At 67.7% G+C, this 24189-nt stretch carries 20 protein-coding genes and 2 tRNA genes; 8 read left to right on the top strand and 14 right to left on the bottom strand.

All coding sequences use genetic code 11. From position 1 onward, the window contains the following. Positions 1 to 107: 107 nt before the first annotated feature. Entirely contained in the window at positions 108 to 740 is a 633-nt protein-coding gene (locus D187_RS49965) for a pentapeptide repeat-containing protein (RefSeq protein ID WP_002629274.1), read from the bottom strand. Between the two features lie 11 nt (positions 741 to 751). Next, entirely contained in the window at positions 752 to 931 is a 180-nt protein-coding gene (locus D187_RS52365) for a hypothetical protein (RefSeq protein ID WP_002629275.1), read from the bottom strand. A 684-nt stretch (positions 932 to 1615) separates the two neighbouring features. Here D187_RS52365 and D187_RS16055 point away from each other — a divergent pair. After that, on the top strand, positions 1616 to 1915 hold the full coding sequence (locus D187_RS16055) for a hypothetical protein (RefSeq protein ID WP_043430027.1): 300 nt from the start codon (positions 1616 to 1618) through the stop codon (positions 1913 to 1915). Positions 1916 to 2424: 509 nt separating this feature from the next. On the opposite strand, the gene D187_RS16060 is transcribed toward D187_RS16055, so the two are convergent. Together D187_RS16060 and D187_RS16065 are read right to left on the bottom strand one after the other, a co-directional pair. Next, positions 2425 to 2997: an imm11 family protein gene (locus D187_RS16060; RefSeq protein ID WP_043430029.1), complete on the bottom strand. Its 573-nt coding sequence runs from the start codon at positions 2995 to 2997 to the stop codon at positions 2425 to 2427. A gap of 13 nt (positions 2998 to 3010) precedes the next feature. Next, the gene (locus D187_RS16065) at positions 3011 to 3409 is read right to left on the bottom strand and encodes a hypothetical protein (protein WP_002629277.1); all 399 of its coding nucleotides are present in this window, start codon (positions 3407 to 3409) and stop codon (positions 3011 to 3013) included. A 165-nt stretch (positions 3410 to 3574) separates the two neighbouring features. Here D187_RS16065 and D187_RS16070 point away from each other — a divergent pair, with 165 nt between their 5' ends. Continuing rightward, positions 3575 to 5275, top strand: a complete 1701-nt coding sequence (locus tag D187_RS16070; RefSeq protein WP_002629278.1) for a dihydroxyacetone kinase family protein — start codon at positions 3575 to 3577, stop codon at positions 5273 to 5275. A gap of 16 nt (positions 5276 to 5291) precedes the next feature. Here the strand turns inward: D187_RS16070 and D187_RS16075 are convergent, their stop codons facing one another. The 4 genes from D187_RS16075 to dnaK all read right to left on the bottom strand — a co-directional run bounded on the left by D187_RS16075 (position 5292) and on the right by dnaK (position 12766). Further along, complete coding sequence (locus D187_RS16075; RefSeq protein ID WP_002629279.1) at positions 5292 to 5861, bottom strand: PspA/IM30 family protein; 570 nt, start codon at positions 5859 to 5861, stop codon at positions 5292 to 5294. A gap of 14 nt (positions 5862 to 5875) precedes the next feature. Then, complete coding sequence (locus D187_RS16080; RefSeq protein WP_002629280.1) at positions 5876 to 8179, bottom strand: vWA domain-containing protein; 2304 nt, start codon at positions 8177 to 8179, stop codon at positions 5876 to 5878. 14 nt (positions 8180 to 8193) lie between these two features. Further along, complete coding sequence (locus D187_RS16085; protein WP_043430120.1) at positions 8194 to 10725, bottom strand: AAA family ATPase; 2532 nt, start codon at positions 10723 to 10725, stop codon at positions 8194 to 8196. A 121-nt stretch (positions 10726 to 10846) separates the two neighbouring features. Beyond that, positions 10847 to 12766 carry a molecular chaperone DnaK gene (gene dnaK, locus D187_RS16090; protein WP_002629282.1) on the bottom strand — a complete coding sequence of 640 codons (1920 nt, stop codon included), beginning with the start codon at positions 12764 to 12766 and terminating at the stop codon, positions 10847 to 10849. Between the two features lie 349 nt (positions 12767 to 13115). On the opposite strand from dnaK, the gene D187_RS16095 reads away from it, so the two are divergent. Next, positions 13116 to 14207 carry a diacylglycerol/lipid kinase family protein gene (locus D187_RS16095; RefSeq protein ID WP_002629283.1) on the top strand — a complete coding sequence of 364 codons (1092 nt, stop codon included), beginning with the start codon at positions 13116 to 13118 and terminating at the stop codon, positions 14205 to 14207. 75 nt (positions 14208 to 14282) lie between these two features. On the opposite strand, the gene D187_RS16100 is transcribed toward D187_RS16095, so the two are convergent. From D187_RS16100 to greB, 4 genes are all read right to left on the bottom strand, one after another. Continuing rightward, a complete protein-coding gene (locus tag D187_RS16100; protein ID WP_002629284.1) occupies positions 14283 to 15041 on the bottom strand; it encodes an SAM-dependent methyltransferase in 759 nt (252 codons plus the stop codon). 80 nt (positions 15042 to 15121) lie between these two features. After that, on the bottom strand, positions 15122 to 15439 hold the full coding sequence (locus D187_RS16105; RefSeq protein WP_002629285.1) for an HP0495 family protein: 318 nt from the start codon (positions 15437 to 15439) through the stop codon (positions 15122 to 15124). Positions 15440 to 15466: 27 nt separating this feature from the next. After that, positions 15467 to 16786, bottom strand: coding sequence for a PhoH family protein (locus tag D187_RS16110; protein ID WP_002629286.1), 1320 nt, complete (start codon positions 16784 to 16786; stop codon positions 15467 to 15469). A 282-nt stretch (positions 16787 to 17068) separates the two neighbouring features. Beyond that, a complete protein-coding gene (greB, locus tag D187_RS16115) occupies positions 17069 to 17626 on the bottom strand; it encodes a transcription elongation factor GreB (protein ID WP_002629287.1) in 558 nt (185 codons plus the stop codon). Positions 17627 to 17813: 187 nt separating this feature from the next. On the opposite strand from greB, the gene D187_RS16120 reads away from it, so the two are divergent. The 5 genes from D187_RS16120 to D187_RS16140 all read left to right on the top strand — a co-directional run bounded on the left by D187_RS16120 (position 17814) and on the right by D187_RS16140 (position 21939). Continuing rightward, positions 17814 to 17886 (top strand) — tRNA-Lys (locus D187_RS16120). 17 nt (positions 17887 to 17903) lie between these two features. Beyond that, positions 17904 to 17976 (top strand) — tRNA-Glu (locus D187_RS16125). 316 nt (positions 17977 to 18292) lie between these two features. Further along, positions 18293 to 19819 carry a DUF7125 family protein gene (locus tag D187_RS16130; RefSeq protein WP_002629288.1) on the top strand — a complete coding sequence of 509 codons (1527 nt, stop codon included), beginning with the start codon at positions 18293 to 18295 and terminating at the stop codon, positions 19817 to 19819. Further along, on the top strand, positions 19816 to 20184 hold the full coding sequence (locus tag D187_RS16135; protein ID WP_002629289.1) for a response regulator: 369 nt from the start codon (positions 19816 to 19818) through the stop codon (positions 20182 to 20184). Before D187_RS16130 ends, D187_RS16135 begins: the two co-directional genes overlap by 4 nt. 96 nt (positions 20185 to 20280) lie before the next feature. Then, positions 20281 to 21939 carry a M14 family zinc carboxypeptidase gene (locus tag D187_RS16140; RefSeq protein WP_002629290.1) on the top strand — a complete coding sequence of 553 codons (1659 nt, stop codon included), beginning with the start codon at positions 20281 to 20283 and terminating at the stop codon, positions 21937 to 21939. A gap of 213 nt (positions 21940 to 22152) precedes the next feature. On the opposite strand, the gene D187_RS16145 is transcribed toward D187_RS16140, so the two are convergent. Together D187_RS16145 and D187_RS16150 are read right to left on the bottom strand one after the other, a co-directional pair. Beyond that, positions 22153 to 22362, bottom strand: coding sequence for a hypothetical protein (locus D187_RS16145; protein WP_002629291.1), 210 nt, complete (start codon positions 22360 to 22362; stop codon positions 22153 to 22155). A gap of 117 nt (positions 22363 to 22479) precedes the next feature. After that, positions 22480 to 23979: a glycoside hydrolase gene (locus D187_RS16150; protein WP_002629292.1), complete on the bottom strand. Its 1500-nt coding sequence runs from the start codon at positions 23977 to 23979 to the stop codon at positions 22480 to 22482. Positions 23980 to 24189 lie beyond the last annotated feature (210 nt).

Raw genomic sequence — 24189 nt, forward strand, 5'->3', positions numbered from 1 at the left:
AGGACCATTGTCCCGAGGACCAAGTCGTAATTCGTACTTTTCATCTGACCGAAGCTAGACCGGCGAGGTGGGCATCGCAAGAGACGTATACACGCCGCACGGTCCCGTCAGTAGACGATGAAGTCGAACTGCTCAATGACCGCTCTGAATGCTTCCTCGGTCGTCTCGCGGCGCTTGGCGAGGAACGGAGCGTAGAGCGTTACGGCCCTTGTGCAGGGAGGATCCCTGTACTGCCCCTCCACGATGATGGGGCGAAAACCCCCCGGCCACTGGACGCTGTCGAGTTCGCGGGCTCGCCTGATGGGGTCCAGGATGGTGAAGCAGGGCCACTTGGGAAAACGAAGGGCGGCAGGATCCGAGCCCATGATGCGGCAGCCATCCAGGCGGGCCTCGGTGAAGTCGCAGTCCTCGATGGCCCCGTGCTGATACCACGGCAGGTCCATGTATTCAGGCCAGTACCCAAAGTCGCACCCCGACAGCCGCCCCTTGAAGCGGCAGCCCTTCAGGGATGCTGCCACCCAGCTCTGGTAGTTCTTCAACTCCTGCTTCACCTCGAAGGTGCAGTCGATGAAACGGGGCAGCTTGAGGCTCAGGCGCTGGGCGGACACCTTCAGCACGAGGGTACAGTTCCTCATCGTCAGGCTAGGGCCGAGGATGTAGTTGGCTTTCGTATCCGTCAGCTCCAACCGCTCGTTTTCAATTTCCCGATCCTTGAAGACGATGTTCCCGAGCGAATCCATCCCCGCCCCTTTCAGAAGGTGAGCATCCGGAAGAACTCGCCCGCCATGCGCCGACCATGCCGCGCCAGGTTCGACTCCGTTCCGGAGAGCATCTCGTACTTGTAGCCTCCAGGAACTACCACGTCGACGCCCTTGCCGCCCCGGGGTGACCTTGCCTGGGCGATGAAAACGAGGGTAGAAGCACGGGGCATGACGTTTCAAGTAGGAGTTTTCGGAATGACCTTCCGTGTGATGGGGCTCGGCGTGCTGGTCGCCACGGCGGTTCACGCCCAGGCAGTGGCGCCAGCTCCACCTCCAGCTCCGTCCATCCCAGTGCCTGTTCCCCGGTACGTCCCCGCGGGAGCGGGGGCACCCATGATGGGCCAGCCGGGCGAGCAAATCGCGCCCATCGACCGCTCGCCGAACACGCGGGTGCTTCCTCCGACAAGGGAGCCTGGAATCTGGGCCGCGGATGAGACGAAAGCGGTCAAGAAGCCTGCGCCGGCGTCCCCGCCAGACATTGACGAGCTACTGGCTGCTCGACCGAGTCCTGGCGCCCCTGAACTGCTGAGCTGTCGTCAGCGAGTCTTGCGCGCCTCCAAGAGTTCTGGCCAGGAGGAAACTCGACGTAACCTCCCACGAACCCCCAGGGAATGTCTCACGGCGCGACTCCTCCTCCACTGTGCGAACCATGAATTGAGAGACCTTGAGGAGCAAGAGCTGTTCACGCCTGACCTTGGAGGCGCTGACCCACTAGCGGACAGGCGCCGCGAGGCTCATGCGACTTTTTATTGGCAGATGCGACGTTGCGAATCTTTTCGCAGTCTGCCGCAGATTGAAGCCCTTTTCAGCGACATCCTTTCCGCGCTTGAGAGACAATTCAAGAGGAGTGCCAGATGAAGACGCGAGCCAGCTCAAGGTGGTTTTTCGCGAAGATTGACGCAATTCGCGCCGAAGCGGGACATGACGCCAAGAAGCTTGAAGCGCTCTCCCAGGACCCAACAGTGGAGCGCGAGGCACGGGAACTGTTTCCCGAGGACCCAGATCTGTTCGCACAACTCAAAACGGCCATCGAGCTGGAGCTTCCACTCGCAAGGCGAGGAATCTTCCTGGTTGACGGACCGCCAACTGATGAGCAGGTCGCCGAGTTGAAGCGAATCAACCGAGAAGCCCTCCGGTTCCTGAAGAAGTCTTGAGCACCGCCTGGAGCTCGGTCAGTGAAGTGGGCAACGCAAGAGACGCATACACGCTACCGCCCCGTGGTCATCTTCCGTTCTCTACATACAGACCCGCGTCGCGGCGCCTTCGAGACCGAGGGGCTCGGAGCCAATCTGTTCACCATTCGAGACCCTGACGCAGTTGTGTTAGTCCAGCCCTACGTTCGATGGGAGCCTCCTCGTCGTCGGCTGAGGAGGCTCTCTTCGTTGAAGTCAAGGGATGTTCTCTGGTTCGTTCGTGAAGAGCGCGTGAAACAACGTGGTTTCTGGAGGCTCCTTCCATTGTACGAACAGCGGAACGGGCATTTGTGCCATCTCGCGCGGAAGCCGGGTGAATCCAAACTTAGCTTCGACTCTCCTTGCAATAACTTCAGCAGGCGCATTTATCTCGGGTCGCTGAAGCTCAAAGTCCATCGCCCTGAAAACCCGCGTCTTCTCCTGGTCTTCGAACTGCACACCATAGACGGCATAAACCGGGGCAATTTATCTCAAACCTCGTCGAATCGCCCGCCCACCATGCCGGTTCGCTTCAGGGCCTCTTTGATCTCCTCATCGACAATGATGGGTGGGGGCCACCCCCAAGGCCGAAATACGCGAGCATCTCCGACCTTCGACTTGTCAATGCGCAAGCCGATAACCGAGCGGTACTCTCCGATTCGCTCTGGCCGCCCATCTTCCGCACTGTAGAACTGGACTTCACCGCTCGCCTTGTCGTCAATGCACCGGACTGTCCGCGCCACATTCACAAGATAGTAAGTCTCTCCCTGTCCTTGCACCTCGACCGGGAAGAGTTGAACATCGTTGGAGGCCATCTCGCGAAAGACAGAGGCCACTCGCGAGTTGACGATGGGGGCCTGCCCAACTCCGGCGGTGTCGAAGTCCAGCGGCTTCCCGAGGCGCTCAATCGGGACGCACAGTCTCTCTCGAACCTCAACGGGCCGACCATGGCAAAACTCCCAAACGTCATCCAACTCCTGCCCGGTGAGGAGGGTAGGCTCTCCCAGGTACCAGCGCCCCGCCACATCCACGTCAATACCTAGCCGGAAAAAGCGTCGCTCCATGGGTTCAGCACCGTCAAAGCGCGGACAGTCGGTCACTCACCGCCTGGAGGAGCGCTTCACCCTCGGGAGTGGCCTTCTTGGCCTGTGCGTGCCGCGACAACGCGAGCGCATGACCCAGGCGATGTGACACCCCCTCCATGTCCCCACGTTGCTCGAGCAGGTCCGCCTCCGCGCTCAGCAACCGGACCAGGGCCAGGATCTTCTCGGGAGTCCCGAGCAGTTCCGCCACCGACGCCGCATCGAAGGTGATGAGCGTGCGGTACTCCATCCCGAACAGAGACAGGCTCGTCTGCCGCACGAGTTCGAGCGCCTCGTCCGTCTTCTGACCCCTTCCCGCCTTCGCGATGGCCGCCAGCGCGGAGACGAGTTGCTTGATCATTCGCTCGATGTAGTCCTCGCGGATTCCGGCCATGACCCAATGCTCTCCCCTCCTCGCGAGCAGTTCAATGGCCCTCCCTCCGCCCCTTGCCTCGCTCCGCGGCGCGATCGCGCTTGACGCGGTTCATGCCTCGCGTCCACCTTCCGTGCCCGCGTCCGGTGCGGCGCGGCCCCTTCCTCCTCTGCCCTGGAGACGACAATGAAGAAGCTCATCAATGATCCCCGCGCCGTCGTGGGGGAGATGCTCGAAGGTCTCGTCTCGCTCCATCCAGGGCTCGCGCTGCTCGAGGGTGAAGCCGTCGTGATGCGCTCCGACCTTCCCGCCGACCCCGCCGCGCGCCAGGTCGCCGTGCTCTCCGGAGGCGGCAGCGGACACGAGCCCGCCCACGCCGGCTACGTGGGGCCCGGCATGCTGCACGCCGCGGTCGCCGGCGACGTGTTCACCTCCCCGAGCACCGACTCGGTCCTCGCCGCCATCCGCGCCGTCGCCGGGCCCGCCGGCGCCCTCCTCGTGGTGAAGAACTACACCGGAGACCGGCTCAACTTCGGCCTCGCCGCCGAGCTGGCCCGCGCCGAGGGCATCCCCACCGAAATCGTCATCGTCTCCGACGACGTCTCCCTGCGTGACACCGTCGAGCCCTCGCGGCGCCGGGGCATCGCGGGCACCGTGCTCGTGCACAAGGTGGCGGGTGCCGCCTCCGCTTCCGGCGCCTCGCTCGCGCAGGTCGCACGCGAAGCCGCCGCCGCCGCCAGCGCGCTGGGCACCATGGGCGTGGGCCTCGGCGCCTGCACCGTGCCCGCCGCGGGCCGTCCCGGCTTCTCCCTCGGCGAGGACGAGATCGAGCTGGGGCTCGGCATCCATGGTGAACAAGGCGTCCGCCGCGTCCCCCTCCAGCCCGCCAATGCCCTGGTGGACACCCTGCTCTCCTCCATCGTCGACGATCAGCGCCTGGTCGCGGGTGACCGCGTGGTCCTGCTCGTCAACGGGCTGGGCGGCACTCCGGCCCAGGAGCTGGCGATCATCGCCCGCCGCGCCCTGGCCTTCCTGCGCGAGCGGAGCCTCACCGTGGAGCGGGCCTGGAGCGGCGAGTTCCTCACGGCCCTGGAGATGCCCGGCTGTTCCCTGTCCCTTCTGAAGGTGGACGACGAGCGGTTGCACCGGCTCGACGCGGCCACCTCCGCCCCCGCCTGGCCGGGCTCCGGACGGCTCGCTCCCGCGCGCAGGATCGCGCCCGCTCGCACCGTGCCACACGCCTCCAGTGCCACCGAGTCGCGCCCGGCGGACATGGAGCACGTCCACCAGGCGCTCCTCGCCATCGCCGATGCGTTCGACGCCGCCGAGGCGCGGCTGACGGAGCTCGACAGCGCGGCGGGGGATGGAGATCTCGGCATCAGCCTCGTGCGGGGCGCGGCGGCGATCCGGGCCCTGCCCCCGTCCTCCTGGACGAGCCCCGCGCGGGCCCTGATGGCGCTCAGCGAGGCCCTGCGCCGCGCCATCGGTGGCAGTTCGGGGCCCTTCTACGCCACCGCCCTGCTGCGCGCCTCCCGTCGGCTGGCGGAGCATCCCCAGCCCGATGCCCGCGCCTGGGCCGAGGCCTTCCAGGCGGGAGTCGAGGCGGTGGCCGAGCTCGGCGGCGCCGGTCCGGGAGATCGCACGATGATCGATGCCCTGCGCCCCGCCGCGGACATCTTCTCCCGGGAGCTCCAGGCCGGAGGCTCGCCCGCCGAGGCCTGGGCGGAGGCCCTCCTCGCCGCCGAGCGGGGAACCGAGGCCACGGCGCGGATGAAGCCCCGGCTGGGGCGTGCCAGCTACCTCGGCGAGCGCGCCCTCGGTCTGCCCGACGCGGGCGCGGAGGCGGTGGTCGTCTGGCTCCGGGTCCTCTCCCGCTTCATCCGGTGAGGGCGGGCCCGCGCGCTCACTCCTGCTTGCCGGACTCCTCGCGCTCCTCGCGGTAGATCTCCGCGAGCGCGTGGGCCCGTTCGATCTCATCCCGGGCCGCGTCCACCGCGAGCACCTTCTCGAAGCGCTCCACCCGCTCGCGCAGGGCGCTGGACACCAGTCCGCCCACGGCGAGCCGCGCGGAGGCGCTTTCCCGCTCGGTGCGCAGCTCGGCCACCCGGTTGCCCAGGTCCGCGGCGGCCTCCAGCAGCAACTGGCCGTCCTGCTCGGCCCGGAGGAGCGACTCGCGCGTGGTGTTCAGCAGGGACTCGGCCTGGACGCGATCGCGCTCGAGCGTCTGGGAGATCTTCGCGTCCCCCTGGGTGTCCGCGACGGCCTTGCGCCGGACGAGTTCCTCCAGCCGCCGGGCATAGCGCTCCTGGGAGCGGGACAGCTCGCCCTTGAGGGCCAGCAGCGTGGCGGCCGACTTGCGCACCTCCGCGCCCTGCCGCTCCAGATCCTCGATGAGCTGATCGAAGGCCGCGAGGGGATCCACCCCGCGCGCGGGCTTCTTGGGAGTCTTCTTGCGCAACCAGTCGAAGAACATGGCCGGGGCACAGCCTAGCCCAAGGGACGGCAGAGCAGGCGCACGCGGGCGAGGCGCTCGTGCACCTCTGGACTTCCGGTGGCGAGCGTCGCGAGGTAGCGCGCGGGGGTGAGTTGGTACACGCCCAGCAGGTGGCGCAGGAGCGCGAGTGCCTCGGTGGCGCGGCGATCGGCAGGGGCGAGCGCGGAGGCCTCCACGAGCGCGTCGAGGATGTCCGCCACGCGAGCGACCACCTCGGGGTCGGGGACTTCCGGGGCCTGCTGTCGCGAGAGCGCCTCGGACGCGGGGAAGAGCGCGTCGAAGGACGCCTCGGATACGAGGGGCGCGGCGGGGGCGGAGCGTCCGGCGGCGAGCGCCTCGAGCGCGGCCAGTTGGGGGCCGAGGGCCTCGAGCGCCTCGGGGGTGACGGGCACGTCGCGGGGGAGCAAGGTGCGCCAGGGGCTGTCGAACTCGGTGCGCGCCCACTGGATCTCCCGATCGGACAGGTGGTGGTAGAAGGCGCGGCCTCCGCGGGCGCTCTGTTCCTGGACGAGCGACTTGAGGTCCGGGTTCTCCTCGCCGAGCGACACGAAGCTCAGCGCGATGTCCAGCGAGTCCATGGGCGCGCGGGTGCGGCGGATGAGCTCCAGATCGACGCGATCCTCGCCGTCGGTGATGATCACCACGGTGGCGCGCGCGAGGTAGGGATCCCGGCCGCGCGCGGCGCGGATGGAGTCGAAGGCGGACATGAGCGCCAGGGTGATGTCCGTCTGGCCCTCGGCGGGAGAGTGGCGGAAGAGCTTTTCGATCTGCCGGGTGGCCTCGCGGGCCGTGTCCACGCGGGACAGCTCGGTGGGGATGTCGTTGAAGAAGGAGAAGTAGAGCGGATCGAAGGGCAGGCCCTGGCGCGCCTTGACGCGCAGGTTGTTGAGCTCGGCGATGATGAGGGCGTCGCGGAAGCGAGCACGGGCGCCGTGCATGGAGCCCGAGGCGTCACACACGTAGACGCGCACCGCGGTGCGCTTCTTCTTCCTGGGCTCGGGGGGCGGCTCGTCCTCGAGGTAGGCGCGCACCATCTGGCGGTGGGAGGCCAGGTCGTACAGGAGCATGCGTGGATCGGAGAGGACGAAGTTGTGCACGTCGTGCAGCCCGCCCGTGCGCTCGAACGTCATGTTCTGGGTGGGATGGGGCACGAGCCGGGGCACCGGGCGCACCTTGCGGGTGTTCACCTCGACGACCTCGTCGGACAGCACGTCCTCCACGTCGAAGTAGCGGGCGCAGCCGGCCGCCAGCTCGAACGCGGCGCGCTGCTCGGGACGCAGGGAGAAGGCCAGGTCCGCGAGCAGCTCGTCCGCGGACGAGTCCTCCGGACGCTGCCCCTCCGCCTTGCCGGCCCTGGCGGGAGGCTGGTCCTCGCCGAACCAGCGCCGCAGCTCATCGCGCTCGGCGGACTCCAGCAGGGCCCGCATCGACTCACGTGGGGGCATGAGCCGGGTGAGCGCCGCCCGGGCCGCCGCGGCGAGCTGGGGCTGCTCGGCCTCCACCGCGCGCTCGTAGAGGCCCCGAAGCGAGCGCCAGGCCAGATGGGGCTCGCGCACCGCGGACTGGCGCACCTTCTCGACCAGGTCCTCGATCGAGCGTGTCGGGGGCGTGTCCCGGACGCGCTCGCGGGCCTGGGCCACTTCATGGCGCAGGGCCACGCCGCGCTCGCGGTCATGCTCCATGCCGATGCGCAGCAACAGCTCGTGGGCCATGTCCAGATCCCTCTGCTTCTGCACCACGTCGTCCACGGTGGTGCGGGCCCGCTGGGCAAGGAACTCGGCCACGGCCATGCGCGCCCGGCTCGGCGCGCGCTGGGCATTCCAGGAGGGGCCGGTCCGCGGGAAGAGCTGCACCTCGCCCGAGTCCGGAGTCGGAGCCGAGGGCGACAGGAAGAGATCCGCCACCCGCAGCACCCGCACGAGCCGGACGAAGCCCCGCTCCAGCGTCGTGCGAGCCCCCGGGGGCGTGCGGCCCGCGTGGTGCATCTTGTGCACGGCCTCCAGGGTGCGCTCGAACTCCTCCAGCGCCTCGTGCGCGCGCTCCTTCAACCCCTTGGCCAGCTCGCCCACCCGGCCCTTCTTCACGCCCAGCTCGAGCAGCAGGCGCGCGTCCGCGAGGGTATGCACCCCCACCCGTTCCAGGGCCCGGTCGAGCGCCGTCACGGTGGGCAGGGACAGGTCCACCTCGGCCGGGGCGGTCATTCCCCGCCACCAGGAGCGCATGCCCTCGCCCTGGGACGGGCGCTCCTGGAGCGCATCCAACTGAAGTCGCAGATGCGCGAGCCGCGAGCCGAGCACGCGTCAGCCCCTCCTCACAACGACGCCCGCAGCTCCAGCAACTGCTTGCTGAAGCGGGAGAAGTCATCGTCGATGCCGAGCAGCACGCCGTTCAGCTTGCGCGCGCTCTCGCCCAGCTCCCCGGGCATGCCCATCAGCACGCCGAGCATCCCCTTGAGGCGCACCAGCTCGCCCTCCTTCAGGGCGAGCATCGGGAAGCGGCTGCGCACCAGGCGATCGAAGATCTGATCCGCGGCCGCCCGGGTCTGCGCGCTCTGGGGCGCGGGCAGCGTGGTGAGCAACTGGGTGAGCCAGCCGCGCAGGTACTTGAGGCGCACCTGCACGAAGGACAGCTCCACCCGGGCCACGGCGTCCCGGATGACATCGGAGAGGAAGAACGCGGTGGAGGGAGGACGGGCGAAGGCGAGCTGTCCCTCCAGGCCGAGCAACGCGGAGAACTCTCCGTCCCGCATCAGGGCGGAGAAGGAGCCCCGGTAGAAGTTGTAGGCCTCGCCATTGATGGCGGCCTGCGGAGCGGACGGAGGGCTCGCCACCTCGCGGCCGATTCCCTGGACGTACTCGCGCAGACGGGCCTCGAGGATGTCGCGGCACTCGACGAACACGGGCTCGGGGGCCAGGCCCTCGCGCCGCAGGTTTTCCGCCACCACCTGCACCGTGCGCGACAAGTGGTCGATGCGCTCGATGGGCACGGTGCCGAGCACGTCCCGGGCATAGTCGAAGCCGAGCGGTTCCAGCAGTTGCTGCTTGAGGCCGCGCTGGGAGGGATCCAACCGGCACAGGGAGTGCTCGAGCTGGGCGAGCCGACGCGAGTCCGCGGAGAGCGCATCGAGCGGCTCCTTGCGGCCCCGAGGGCCCGGGAAGACGCGCTCCGCGCGCTGACGGAACGCGGCCACGGCACGCCGCCGTGTCTCGGCCTCCGCGGTCCTCAAGTGAGGGACCGCGCCCGAGGAGGACTCGGCGAGCAGCGCCAGGAGCTCGCCCACCTGGCCCAGCTCGTCGGCGAGGTTGTCCGCGAGCCCGACGAGCGGATCCAGGGACACCGACTCGTCGAAGGCGAGGCTCTCGGCCTGGAGCGCCATGAGCTCGAGCGCCTGGAGACTGAAGCGGTGGATCGCATCGCACACGGCCGGCATCCGTGGGGTCAGCTCGGGGACGTGGCGACACAGGGAGAGCGCTTCCAGGATCGCGGAGAACAAGGCCCCGCCCGCGCGCGGCTCGCTGCCCTCGATGGGCCCGCGCGACAGCCGCTGCTCCACACTCGCGAGCAGGCCGCGCGCGGCGGCCAGGAGGGCCACCCGGTTGTCGGCGTGGCGGGGGCCGGGTACGAGCTTGCCATGCAGCCTGCGCGCCGTGGAGACCGCGATTCCCGGTTGGAAGCCGCGCTCCCGGGCGAGCGCCTCGACGGTCTTGAGCTCCTCGGCGGCGCCGAGCGTCGCGGCCTCGCGCTCCGGGCCCGCGCCCAGCTCCGCGCGCACCTTGGCCAGAGCGGCATCGAAGGCCTTCTGCTCGATGCGGACGATCTCCAGTTGCGCGCGCTCGCGCGGATCCACGGCCACCTTGAGGAGCGCCTCGGACTCCTCGGCGGGAGGCCCTCCGAGCAGGAAGAACCAGCGCAGAGCATCCAGGTCCTCGACGGTGGCCTCGAGGGGGCGATCCGGACGGCGGTAGAGCTGGTCCCGCACCACGGCGGCCTTGAGGGCCCACAAGGCCTTCACCACGGAGCGCTGGGAGAAGTACTTGGTGGGCACGTAGTCGGGCAGCTTGGACACCTGGGCCGTGAGCGCGCGCTCCAGCTCATCGGTGAGCAGCTCGATGGCCTCGAGCAGGGTGTTGGAGACCGACACCCGCTCCACGGCCTTCTGGAGCACGTCGAGTTGCTGAAGGGTGAGCACGGCGCGCAGATCCGGCCGCAGGCCATGGGCGAAGCGGTGCAGCATGGCGGAGCGGCTGGCGGGCCGGGCAAAGCTCTTCGGCACGAAGGAGATGAAGCTCAGGCGATCGGCGAAGGCGAGCAGCAGTTCGGGCGAGCGCGCCAGCACCTCGGAGAGGTAGCGGTTGCTCGTCATGATGGCGCACTCGATGCGGCCGCTCGTCACCCGGCGCCCGTGCTTGAGTTCGCGCTCGTGCAGGACGTTGAGGATGGAGCGCAGCAGCATGTCGCGCCCGTCGAACACCTCGTCGAGGAAGGCGTGGGTGGCGCCCAGCATGCCGTCCTCGGTGAGGTACTCGGTCCGGCCCGTCTCGGTGAGCACCTTGAAGTCCACCGGGCCGATGAGATCCGTCTGGACGGTGGACTCGGCGAGCTGCTTGGCGAAGAGCGAGGGCTGTCCGCTCTGCTCGTCCACGATGCGGCCGAGCACCGCGGAGGCGATGGCGCTCTTGGCGGTTCCCGGGGGGCCGACCACGAGCACGTGCTCGCGGCAGAGCAGCGCCAGCTCGATCTGGGTGAAGAGGGTCTCGCGCTCCAGGTAGGCCTCGCGCAGCTCCTGGAAGAAGCGGCGGAAGGACTGCGCGGCCTGGGCGGAGACGGGCGTGGGGGTATGGATCACGGTGATTCCACGAGGGACGAGAGGCCGCATCGTATCCCCCCGGGCCCTGGCAACAAAAGCCGAGGGCCGGCCCCCTCGTGGGAGGAGCACCGGCCCTCGTGGACTTCAACTCACCGCATCACGACTGGCGGAACTCGGCGTCCACCACGTCGTCCTTGGGCTTGGCCGAGCTGCCCGGAGCCGCGCCCTGCTCGGCGCCGCCCGGAGGAGGCGCGCCGGCCTCGCCGCCCGGGGCGCCACCCGTGGCCTTGTACATCTCCTCGGCCACCTTGTAGCTGGCCTGCTGCAGCGCATCCAGGGCGCTCTTGATGGCGTCCTTGTTGTCGCCCTCGCGCACGTCGTTGACGCCCTTGATGGCCGCCTCGAGCGTGGACACGGCCTCCGCGGGGAGCTTCTCGCGGTTCTCCTTCACCAGCTTCTCGGCCGCGTACACCTGGGCCTCGGCCTGGTTCTTCACCTCCACCAGCTCGCGGCGGGCCTTGTCGGCCGCCTCGTTCTCCTTGGCGGTGCGAACCATCTTCTCCACCTCGTCCTTGGCCAGACCCGAGGAGTGGGAGATGGTGACCTTCTGCTCCTTGCCCGTCGCCTTGTCCTTGGCGTTGACGTTGAGGATGCCGTTGGCGTCGATGTCGAACGTCACCTCGATCTGCGGCACGCCGCGCGGCGCCGGGGGCATGCCGGTCAGGTGGAAGCGGCCGAGGCTGCGGTTGTCGCCCGCCATCTCGCGCTCACCCTGCAGCACGTGGATCTCCACCTGCGTCTGGCCGTCCGCCGCCGTGGAGAAGGTCTCCGACTTGCGGGTGGGGATGGTGGTGTTGCGCTCGATGAGCTTGGTCATCACGCCGCCCAGCGTCTCCACGCCCAGCGACAGCGGGGTGACGTCCAGCAGCAGGATGTCCTTCACCTCACCGGAGAGCACGCCGGCCTGCACCGCCGCGCCCACGGCCACCACCTCGTCCGGGTTCACGGAGCGGTTGGGCTCCTTGCCGAACAGCTTCTTGACCGCCTCCTGCACCATGGGGATGCGCGTGGACCCGCCCACGAGCACCACCTCGTGCAGATCCCCCACGCTCAGGCCCGAGTCCTTGATGCACTTGCGGCACGGCTCCAGCGAGCGCTCGACGAGGTCGCTGATCATCGACTCGAACTTGGCGCGCGTGAGCCGCACGTTGAGGTGCTTGGGGCCCGTCGCGTCCGCCGTGAGGAACGGCAGGTTGATCTCCGTCTCCATGGTGGAGGACAGCTCGATCTTCGCCTTCTCCGCGGCCTCCTTGAGGCGCTGGAGCACCATCTTGTCCTTGGCGACGTCGATGCCCGTGTCCTTCTTGAACTCGGCGATGAGCCAGTTCATCAGGGTCAGGTCGATGTTGTCGCCGCCCAGGTGCGTGTCGCCGTTGGTGGCGAGCACCTCGACCACGTTCTCGCCCACCTCCAGGATGGAGATGTCGAACGTGCCGCCGCCGAAGTCATAGACGGCGATCTTCTCGTCCTTCTTCTTGTCCAGGCCGTAGGCGAGCGCCGCCGCGGTCGGCTCGTTGACGATGCGGCGCACGGTGAGGCCGGCGATCTCGCCCGCGTCCTTGGTCGCCTGGCGCTGGGCGTCGTTGAAGTACGCCGGCACGGTGATGACCGCCTCGGTCACCTTCTCGCCCAGGTAGTTCTCCGCGGCGCGCTTGAGCTTGAGCAGCACCTGCGCGGAGATCTCCGGCGCGCTGTACTGCTTGCCGTCGAGGTCCACGCGCGCGTCACCGTTGGGGCCGCGCACCACCTTGTAGGGCACGAGCTTGGCCTCCTCGGTGGTCTCCTCGTAGCGCCGGCCCATGAAGCGCTTGATGGAGTAGATGGTGCGCTCCGGGTTGGTGATGGCCTGACGCTTGGCCACCTGCCCCACGAGCCGCTCCCCATCCTTGGCGAAGGCGACGACCGAGGGAGTCGTGCGCGTGCCCTCCTCATTGGTGAGGACCTTGGGCTCGCGGCCCTCCATGATGGCCACCACGCTGTTGGTGGTGCCCAAGTCGATACCGATGATCTTGCCCACGGTGTACAACCTCCGGAAATAACTGGGAAAATTACCGCGAAAGGCGGGAGTGCTTCCGTCGTGTGACCAACGTAACCACCCACCCCGGGGTGTCAAACCGAGTGCTTCCCGGGTGACGAACCAGCCACGACCGGGTGCCAGGTGCGTAAACCATTCTCCACTTCCGCCACCCGCGGGTACCAATCCGCCGGATGGCGCCGGCTCGAGCCCGTGCCACAACCCCTTGGAACTCCTGGGAAAAGGACAGGTAACGCCTCGCGTCAGCCGCTGGCGGAGAACGTGCACAGACTCAGGGGAGCTCGCCGCGAGGTCGCGGTGGGCACCTGATTTCTTCGTGGAGGCAGCACCCATGATGGTTCAGCCCCTGCGGTCCGTCGAAGCGCGCTCCAACCCGTCCGTCCTCGGGGCGCCCGAGCATCGACTCGCGGTCCTGCTGAATGCCAACGCCCGCCAGGTGGACGCCCGGCTGGTGAAGTTCCTGTCGCACGTGGTCCCGGAGCAGGATCTCTTCCTGTCGCGCTCGGAGCTGGACTGCCGGCGCATCGTCCAGACGATCCTGGAGCGCGACTATCCGGTGGTGATGACGGGAGGAGGTGACGGGACGTTCCTGGGCGTGGTGAACGAGATGTTCCGTCAGTTGGAGCCGCGCGGCCGGTTCGCCGGCAAGCAGGCGCCCCGTCTGGGCGTGCTCAAGCTGGGCACGGGCAACGGACTGGCCTCGTACGTGAACTCCAATGGGGGCATGGAGGGCATCCTCCAGGACGTGACCCGAGCGCGTGCCGGCAAGGTGTCCGACCAGCGGAGCATGGAGCTGCTGATGGTGGACGGCACGCGCACGCCCTTCGCGGGCCTGGGCGTGGATGGGAAGCTGCTCAACGACTACCTCTGGGTGAAGGATCACCTGGGCCGGGGCCTGCTCAAGAAGCTCCTGTCGGGGCCAGGCGGCTACTTCTCGGCGGTGGCCTTCAAGACGGTGCCGCACTACCTGACGAATCCGACGCGGGTGGAGTGTGAGGTCACCAATGGCCAGGCCGGCCCGGCGTACCGCGTGGGCCCGGATGGCAGGCCCGTGGGCGAGCCCTTCGCCCCCGGGGCGAGGCTCTTCAAGGGCGAACTCATCATGGCGGCGGCGGCGACGATGCCCTACTACGGCTACGGCTTCCGCATGTTCCCCTTCGCGGGACAGCGCCCGGGGATGATGCAGTTGCGCCTGGGCCAGTTGAACCCGCCCCACGTGCTGGCGAACCTTCCGAAGCTCTGGGCGGGCCGCTGGTTCCCCGAGGGCCTTCATGACTTCTACGCGCGCGAGGTGCACCTGCGCTTCAGCAGGCCGATGCCGTTCCAGATCGGTGGAGACGCGGCGGGCTACCGGCGGGAAGTGACGCTCGGGATGGCGGCCGAGTCCGTGGAACTGCTGGACTTCCTGCCCTCGGTGCAGTGATCCGGGGGCAGTGAACGCGGGACGACGCCTTCCCGGCGGGAGGGCGTCCGCCCGAGGGGCGTATCGCGCGGCGGGCTAGCCGCGGTCGCGCGAGGCGGGCGGCTTCTCTCCCGGCTCCCGGCGGCGACCCACGACGAAGGCGTAGCTGGAGGTGGCCGTCCCATTTTCACGGTGCAGGGCCATCTCCTCGCGCAGCCAGTGGATGGACTCGGCGGGCGCCTGCTCGAGGTGGGGGGCGAGTTCCCGGTAGAGCGCATCCAGCTCGGAGTCCTGGAGGGACTCGACGGACTCGGGCTCGAAGCCCGCCTGCGACAGCTGCTGGAGCAACTCGCGAGGCAACAACAGGGGCCCCCCCAGACGGCGCTCCCAGAACTCGATCACCGCGCGCGGAGTCACCCGGCCCACGCGCACCGGATAGGTGAGGCCCAACCGTCCCTGGTGGGCCAGGAAGGGCCGGAGGGAGCGCAGGGCGTCGGGCAGGGCCATCACGATCGGACCCTGGCACAGGATGGCGTCGAACTCGCCCTCGCGGAAGGAGAGACGGCCCAGGTCCACCCGCCGCACCTCGACACGCCCGTCCAGGGCGAGCGCGTGGACACGCTCGCGCATGCGCGACAGTTGCGCCTCATCCCAGTGCGCGGCCACCACGGAGCAACCGAACTCCTGGGCGAGCACGACGCCAGCCTGGAGGGAAGGACCGCACCCCAGATCCAGTACGCGCCCGCCCTCTTCCAGTTGAGCCACCTTGGCGAAGCGCCGGGTTGCCAGCTCGGAGCCGAAGGGACGCCGAGCATCACCGGGGAAGTAGAGCGGAAAGGGCTCGGCCACACTCATGACACGTCCCTTCTACACCGATGTCCGGGAATCTCCAATTCCCCATTCCTCCAGGGCTCCAGGCCCCGGATTGTCCGCCTTCAGAGGTAGTAGACGACGCGCGGCTCCTCCTTGAGCCGCACGTAGATGGAACGGCGGTGCTCCTCGGACAGCAGGTAGACGGACACGCTGACCGACACGTAGGTCCCCTTGCTGCTGGACTGCTCCTGGATGGAGTCCGGGGAGATCTCCGTGCCCATGTACGTGCGGAAGAGGTCACGCACGTACTCGACGAAGTCAGGGGCCCGCCGCCCCATCACCTTGAAGGTGTAGATGGTCGGGTAGTCGATGAGCGGCTTCTTCTCCTGCTCGCCGCCCGTGCCCTGGGCGGGATCCTGCTGCGTACCGTCTCCCGACATGACTGACTCCTCCCGTGGCGCAGGGCACTAGAGAAGGTTGGCGGCGAGCTCGGCCAGGGCGCTGCGCTCGCCCTTGGTCATGGTGATGTGGCCCGCGATCTTCTCGTTCTTGAACCGGTTGACCACGTGCACGAGTCCGTTGCTGGTCGCGTCCACGTAGGGGTTGTCTATCTGGAATGGGTCCCCGGTGAGAATGATTTTCGTGTTGTCACCCACGCGGGTGATGATGGTCTTCACCTCGTGGGGCGTGAGATTCTGGGCCTCGTCGATGATGATGTACTGGTTGGGGATGCTGCGCCCACGGATGTAGGTGAGCGCCTCGATCTCCATCAGCCCCAGGTCGATGAGCTCGTGGTAGCCCCGGCCGGCCTTCTTGTCGGCGCGGCTGAGGTTCATGAGGAACTCCACGTTGTCGAAGATGGGCTGCATCCACGGGTTCATCTTCTCCTCGAGCGTCCCGGGCAGGTAGCCGATGTCCCGGCCGAGCGGGAAGACGGGCCGGCTGACGAGCTGCTTCTGGTAGACGTTCTCCTCGGTCACCTTGTGCAGGCCCGCGGCGATGGCGAGCAGCGTCTTGCCCGTGCCCGCCTTGCCCACGATGGTGACGAGCTTGATCTCGTCGTTCATGAGCAGATCCAGCGCGAAGCTCTGCTCCATGTTGCGCGGGCGGATGCCCCAGACCCCCTCCTTGATGGCGCGCGAGAGCGGCACCACCCGTCCCCGGGTGGCACTGAAGCGGCCCATGGCGGCGTGGGTCGGGTTCGTCTCGTCCTTGAGGAGGATGAACTGGTTGGGCGAGAGCGAGTCCTGGCCGGAGATCTCCACCTCGGCGCCGGACTTGTACATCTGGTCCACCATCTCCCGCGGCACCAGCCGCTCGGTGAAGCCCGTGTACAGCTCGGTGATCTCCACGCGCTCCGCGTCATAGTCCTCGGCGAGCAGGCCCAGGGCGTCCGCGCGGATGCGCAGGTTGGTGTCCTTGGTGATGAAGACGGCCGGGGACTGGGGCTCGCGCTCCATCAGATCCAACGCCACCGCGAGGATGCGGTTGTCCATCAGATCCCTGTCCGCCATGGACAGGGGCGCTTCACGCTCGGTGAAGCACACCCGCAGCACGCCGCCATGCGGCAGACGCACGCCCTCCTTCAGCGAGCCCTCTTCCCGGAAGGAATCCAGGTAGCGCGCGACCAGGCGCGCGTTGCGGCCCAGTTCGGAGAGATCTCGCTTGAACTGATCGATCTCCTCGATGACGTAGATGGGGATGATGACGTTGTGTTCTCTGAACCCGTAGATGGAGCGCGGATCGTGGAGAAGGACGTTGGTGTCGAGGATGAAGTTCTTTCGCATCGTGTGGAGCGCGACCTCGAAGTGGGTGCGACCGATGGACCGACCGTGCGACGGGACTCCGACTGACGGACTGCGCTGCGCCTGCACTGCCCTCCCGAATATAGGGCTCGCTTCCTCGGCAGGAAGCCCGACGAAGCCGTTTCGGGACCTCCTGGGGTTTTAACGCGTCCGGCGACGAGGACAGTCCCCAATCGCCCGGACCCCGGAGCAGTGGACAAAGACGCGCGGGGGACACGCGCGCGCCAGCCGGGTGTTGCATGACGCACCAGGGCGAACAAGCCGCTACACGTAGCGGATCTGGACGAGGGTGTACTCGATCTCCCCTCGGGGCCGGATGACCTCCACGGTGTCACCGACCTTCTTGCGCAGCAGGGCCCGGGCCAGGGGGGACTCCACGCTGATGCGCCCTCCCGCGGTGTCGATCTCGTCCGAGCCCACGATCTGATAGGTCACCCGCCCGCCGTCCTCGTCCTCAAGCGTGACCGTGGCGCCGAAGTAGACGTGCTCGGTGTCCGTCTGCTCGGACGGCACGACGATGGTCGCGGTGTCCAGGCGCTTCTGCAGGAAGCGCAGGCGCCGGTCGATCTCCCGCAGGCGCTTCTTGCCGTAGATGTACTCGGCGTTCTCCGAGCGATCTCCCTGGGCGGCCGCGGCGGACACCTCGGCGGTGACCTTGGGGCGCTCCTCGTTGAGCAGCCGCAGCAGCTCCTTGTGCATGCGCTCGGCCCCCGCCCGGGTGAGGTAGCGCCGGGGTTTGGAGGCTGGCTCCTCGTCCTCCTCCCCTTCCAGGTCGTCGGGTTCCTCGGGTGCTCCCTCGGAGTGTCGGCTGTCGCGGCGCATGCTTCCGGTATAGCGCCTCACGAGGGGAGCGCCAGCCAGCGGCGGGAGGCGGCCAGACGGCGCCTGGGAGTGGGTGGGAAACAGGGGCCAGGATCGGGAGTAGAACTCCGGAACGAGTGCTGGTAGAGAGGGGCCGTATCGACGGGGCCTTGCGGAAATCGAAGGGTCCCGTAAAAAAGAATAGTGCGAGTCGCTAGCTCAGCTGGTAGAGCACCGGCCTTTTAAGCCGAGGGTCGGGGGTTCGAGCCCCCCGCGACTCACAGAAGTAGAAGGAGCCGTCCCCGTCGTCTAGAGGCCCAGGACGCTGGCCTTTCAAGCCGGTAACACGGGTTCGAATCCCGTCGGGGACACAAAAGCCGAGGCCGGAAGCCGCTGAGCGATCAGGGGTTTCCGGCCTCGGTGTTTTCAGGCCCCGACGCGTCTCCAGACCAGGTGCGGTCCGCGAAGGCGGAGGCGGGCGGCCATTACCAAAAGCCAGATCAGGCTTCAGCGCCCCAGCGACGTGGCGCTCTCTGGCGTCGTTTCCCTGCCAGTCCCTCTGTGCACCTGGCGAGCAGCCGAGAGAGGACCGGTGGAGCATGGGCGTCCGCCCCCGCTCGTCGCACCCTATGACTGGAACCTCATGGACACAGGAGGGTCAGGCCTCGAAAGGAAAGGTCAACCAGGGTGGGAACCACGACCGGAGAGAAGAGCCGCCGCCTGCCGACGGGCGTGGCCGGGCTGGATGGGTTGCTCCATGGGGGGCTGCTGCGCGGCGCGCTGTACCTCGTCAACGGTGGGCCCGGTACGGGGAAGACGGTCCTCTGCTCCCAGGTCGTCTTCCATCGTGCGGCCGCGGGCGAGAACGTCCTCTACGTCTCCTCGTTCTCCGAGTCCCATGCACGCCTGCTCTCCAACCTCGAGTCCTTCTCCTTCTTCGATCGCTCCCTCGTCCAGAGCCACATCACCCTGCTGAGTAGCATCTCCGCGCTCGAGTCGGGTGGGCTCGAGTCGCTCCTCTCCATGCTCAGCCAGGCAGTGCGCACCCACCGCGCGTCCCTACTCGTCATCGACTCCCTGGGCCCCATCTCCGAGCTGGCCTCCTCGCCCTTCGCCTACCGCAAGTTCCTACGGGAGCTCGCTACCCTGCTCTCACTCGTGGGTTGCACGACGCTGCTCATCACCTCCAAGCCCCAGGGTCCGGAGAACCTCGAGCTGTCCGTCGCCGACGGCATCATCGAGCTCGACCTGCGGATGCGGAACATGAGGCAGACGCGCGAGCTGGCGGTCCGCAAATTCCGGGGCAGCCCGCACCTCGGTGGCCAGCACATCTTCGAGATCGGCGACTCGGGCCTCACCGTCTACCCACGCCGCGAGACGCTCGTACTCCCCCGGGAGCCGGACGTCACCGCGGCTCACCAGAAGAGCCGCTTCGGCATTCCCGGGCTCGACGACATGCTGCGGGGCGGCGTGCCCCCGGCCTCGGTGACGGCGCTGCTCGGCGCACCCGGCAGTGGAAAGACCTTGCTCGGGCTCCACCTGCTGGCCGAGGGGCTGAGGACGGGTCAGCGCTGTCTCTACTTCGGCTTCTACGAGACGCCCTCCCGGCTCCTCTGCAAGGCCGAGGGCGTGGGCCTGCGGCTGCGCGAGCATGTGGAGACCGGCCGGCTGGAGGTGCAGTGGCGTCAGCCCACCGAGCAGTTCCTCGACTCCATCGCCGCGCAGTTGGTGGAGGGGGTGCAGCGCCAGAAGGCGCAGCGGCTGGTCATCGACGGGATGGACGGACTGCTGGAGGCGGCGGCGTACCCGGAGCGCTTCACCACCTTCTTCACCGCGCTGAGCAACGAGCTGCGCGCGCTCCAGGTGACCACCACCATCTCCATGGAGACGTCCTTCGGCGGCCCCCATCTCGACCTCGCCCCCGTGGGCCTGTCGGCTGGCGTGGATAACATCGTCTTCATGCGCTATGTGGAGCTCCGCTCGCAGCTCCACCGGCTCATCTCCATCCTCAAGGTCCGTGAGAGCGACTATGACCCGTCCCTCCGCGAGTTCTACATCACCTCGCGGGGGCTCGAGGTGGCGGACTCGAGCGAGAGCGTGGAGGCGGTGTTCGGCCAGCTGGCGGGGCCGTACGGAAGTGGGCCCGTGGGCAGACCTGGCCCGAAACCCTCGCTTCCTGGCTCCGCACCGAAAAACTCCGGAGAGGACGCATGAGTCAGGTCATCATCGTCGATGACGAGCCAGACATCGCGAACGTCCTGGGGGAGCTCCTTGGCGAGGAGGGGTTGGACGTGCGTGTCGTGCACGACGGCCGCCAGGCCCTGGAGGCCATGGTGGAGAGGCTTCCGGACCTGCTCATCACCGACTTGATGATGCCCCGGATGGACGGGCACACGTTGATTCGTGAGATGCGGGGCAATGCGGCGCTCCGGCACATCCCCATCGTGGTGATGAGCGCCGGGCTGCTGGACAAGAGTCTTCTCGCCCCCGACATCCGCTTCGTGCCCAAGCCTTTCGAACTTTCCGAGATGTTCGATCGGGTGTTCGAGATGCTCGCGAAACGGGGCGGCTCTCGGTGAGCCGCCCGCGCGGGCTGGCGCTAAGTGACCGTGAAAATTGTATATCCAGTACTCCAGGAATAAGGTGCGCTCCTCCCCTGCCGTGGAGGAACCCCCATGCCGTCACCCGTCACTGGAGTTCTCGCAGCCGCCGCAGCGCTCGCCCTCTCACCTCTCGTTGCCCGGGCAGCAGCCCCCGAGGAGGGGCCGTCCCGTCCGTCCGTCCTCCTGGCCCGGGTGTCGTTCAAGTCCCGGGTGGACCTGGATCGACTCGCCGAGACGCTGGACCTCAGCGCGGCGGTGGATCATGAAAAGAAGACCGTGGAGGCGGTCCTCTCGCCCGAGGAGTACGACGCGCTGGTGAAAGAGGGCCGCCGCGTGGAGATCCTCGAGGAACAGACGCGGATCCTGAACGAGCCACGCGCGGGGTGGATGTCCCTGGCCGGCGGGATTCCCGGCTACTCGTGCTACCGCACGGTGGACGAGAGCTACGCCGCCATGGCGCAGCTGCCCATCACCTACCCGAACCTCGCCGCGTGGAATGACATCGGCGACACCTGGGACAAGGTGACGGCGGGAGGCAAGCCGGGAGATGACCTGCGGGTGTTGGTGCTGACGAACAAGGCGCGCTCGGGCGCCAAGGCGCGGTTCTTCCTGATGGGCGGCATCCACGCCCGCGAGTACACGACGGCGGAGCTGGCCACGCGCTTCGCCGAGCAGCTCGCGAGCCGCTACGGCACGGACCCGGATGTCACCTGGCTGCTCGACTACTCCGAGCTGCACGTCGTGGTGCAGTCCAACCCGGACGGTCGCCGCATCGCGGAGACGGGATTGTCCAAGCGCAAGAACACCAACACCAGCGAGGGCTCCTGCTCCACGACGACGTACGGAGTGGATCTCAACCGCAACAGCAGCTTCGACTGGGGTGGCGCGGGCGCGAGCAGTAGCGTGTGCAATGACACCTACCGGGGGCGCTCGGCGGCCTCCGAGCCGGAGACGAAGACGCTGGAGAACTACATCCTCTCCCTCTTCCCGGATCAGCGCGGGCCCGCCGCCACGGATCCCGCCCCCGCGGACGCCACGGGCCTGATGCTCAGCCTCCACAGCTACGGCGGTTACGTGCTCTACCCCTGGTCGGCCACCACGGCGGCGGCGCCGAACGCGACCCAGCTGCGCACCCTCGGGCGCAAGTTCAACTACTTCAATGGCTATCAGGCGTGCCAGGTGAGCACGTGCCTGTATTCGGCCTCGGGCTCCACGGACGCCTTCGCCTACGGGCGGCTCGGCGTCGCGGCGTTCACCTTCGAAATGGGAGGAGCCTTCTTCGAGAGCTGCACCACCTTCGAGAACACCATCGTCCCCAAGAACATGCCGGCCCTCTACTACGCCTTCAAGGCGGCGCGGCGGCCGTATCAGGTGGCGGCGGGCCCGGACTCCATCAACCTCGCCCTGTCGGCGAGCACCGTGGCGCAGGGAACCCCGGTGACGCTCACGGCTCGGGCGGACGACACCCGCTACGGCACGAACGGGGGCACGGAAGGCGCGCAGGCCATCGCCGCCGCGCGCTACTCCATCGATGCGCCGTCCTGGGTGTCGGGGACGCCCACGTTCGCACTGAGCGCGGTGGACGGAAGCTTCAACAGCACGGCCGAGTCGGTGCAGGCCACGGTCTTCACCTCTGGCCTGGCACCGGGCCGGCACACGCTCTTCGTGGAGAGCCAGGACGCCAGCGGAAACTGGGGCGTCCCCACCGCCACCTTCTTGAACGTGCAGTAGTTCGTCCCCGCCTCGGAGGCGGGGAGCTTCGTGAGGGGCTCCCCGCTGGTGGTCCCCATCCACCAGGCACCGGGCCGCACGAAGCTCCGCACGCCTGGCTCGTGGTGCTCGGAATGACCACCCTACTGGGTGCCGGCGGGTACGCCAGCACCCGAGGGACTCGGCGCGGAGCATGGCGGCGAGGGCCGCCGCGTCGGCGCCGCATCCTCCTGCCTACTGCGGGCAGGCGTCGAGCACGCAGCCGCGCCACTGCCGATTACAAAGGGTCTGACTCTGGCCGGAGGCGAGACATTCCAGACGCACGTCCTCGCAATAAACACCGCCTGAGCAGACGATCAAATCGTCCATCGCCGCGGTGGCCGCGGTGGCCGCGAATGAGAAGCCGAACGCGGCCAGGCACACGGTGAGCAACTTGATCTTCACTCGAACGCTCCTTGTCGATGGTTGAATCAGCAGTACATCATTGGCGCTCCTCACGGAGCCGGACCACCTTACGTGTTGATGGTCGCCGCGGTCCAGGGACGATTCGGGCCCGGGGCATCAAGGGGAGATGCCCTGGACCTCGAAGGTCTGGACGGTGTTGGCGGGGAACCACGACCAGAAGCGCTTCCCGCTCAAGCTCGTGTCACGGTATTGCGCGTACCGCTCTCCCCCGCTCGCGGTCACCGTGGACCAACGGGTGATGGGGCCACTGACCGTGCCGAATCGGGACAAATCATAGTTGATCCACTGGGCCGTCGCGAAGTTCACCGTCACCACGACCAGCTTGCGGGCCGCGGCGTCATAGGCGAACACGGTGTTGCGGTCATCGCCACTCAGCAGGGTCATGCCCGGCCGGATGTGTCGGCTGAACTGGGCCATGACATACCATTTGGCATTGGCCGTCCCGATCCAGTTGTCACCGGGGTTGGACTGGACGAGACCCCACCCCCCGCTGTCGAACGGCTGCCAGTAGACCCAGGCGGACGGGTGGTACTCCCACAGATCGCGCATGATGGAGTCCGCCATCGGCATGCCGCTGCCATCTCCATCCCCATACTCGGAGACCCAGCGCCGCTTGCCACTCGTGGCCGAGTAGAGGGGACCCCGGTTCGGCCCCCGGTAGGGCTCGAGGCCACTGTAGCCGTGCACGTTCATCTGGTTGACCAGACCCTTCGTGGTCGCATCGAAGGCGTTCCAGGTGCTGAGCGCCCGGTCCGGAGAGTTCTCGTCCGAGGCGGAGATGCCCACGTTCTGGAGCCCCCGGTTGTTCAGCTCGGTGCGCAGGTGGCCGAGGACCTGGCGTTGCGTGGCGTTGTCGAAGTGACAGCCTTCCTGGTTCTTGGGGTACGTCCACCAGGTTTCCGCCGGCTCGTTGAACGGCTCGACCGTGGTGAAGTTCACGCCCCAGTGGTCCTTGGCGTACTTGACGACGGTGGCCAGATAGCGAGCGAAGTCGCCGTGGTTCCAGGACTGGAGGTTGTCACCGCCGCCATTGCTGCCCGCGGAGCTCTTGTTGTAGTCCATCCACCACATGGGTGAGTTGGAGAACGCCTCGAAGACGTTCGCACCGCGATCCCGTGCCTTCCACATCATGTTGCGCTGCCGGGAGTCCGTGTTCCAGTCGAAGCTGGAAGAGGAGGGATCCGTGCTGGACCAGTCGAGCCAATAGCCAGGGATGCGCTTGAAGTCCGGGAGCGTGCTCGTGGAGGGATACAGGGGAACGGTCGTCCCGACGGCCCGGGTGCCATAACCGCCGATGTTGTAACGGACCACGTTCATGCCGAGACCCGGCACGGAGTAGGTGCCAGCGTTGGTGGACAGGCTCACCGCGGCGTTGTGGGTGAAGACGGCATCCGCCAGGTCCTCGCGGTCTCCGAAGGCATGGGCCCACCAGGCCAGCGAACAGCCCCACCCCTGCCACGTGCCGAAGGTGCTGGAGGGGTTGGGCGTGGCGACATAGTCGGCCCGTGCCTGGGTCGCACCGAGCGTCAGTGCCGCGACGAGTGAGGTCGCGACACGGGCCGCCCATGAGAAGGACTTCCTTGCTTGAATCGACATGTCATCGAGCCTAACCCCGCCTCGACGGGAAAGACATGCAAAACATGTAAGCCAGAGAAACGCGGTCAAACCCTCCGCTTCGCGCAGCCCGGGGACACGGTCGCACGGCGTCTCATGAGTCGACCGGGTGACAGCGGGGTACAGTGGCAACCTGTCTCCAGCAGCCAGGCTGGACGGGGTCGACGCCTTCGATGCGCGAAGGAGTGTCCC

This window comes from Cystobacter fuscus DSM 2262 (genome assembly GCF_000335475.2).
Classification (GTDB): domain Bacteria; phylum Myxococcota; class Myxococcia; order Myxococcales; family Myxococcaceae; genus Cystobacter; species Cystobacter fuscus.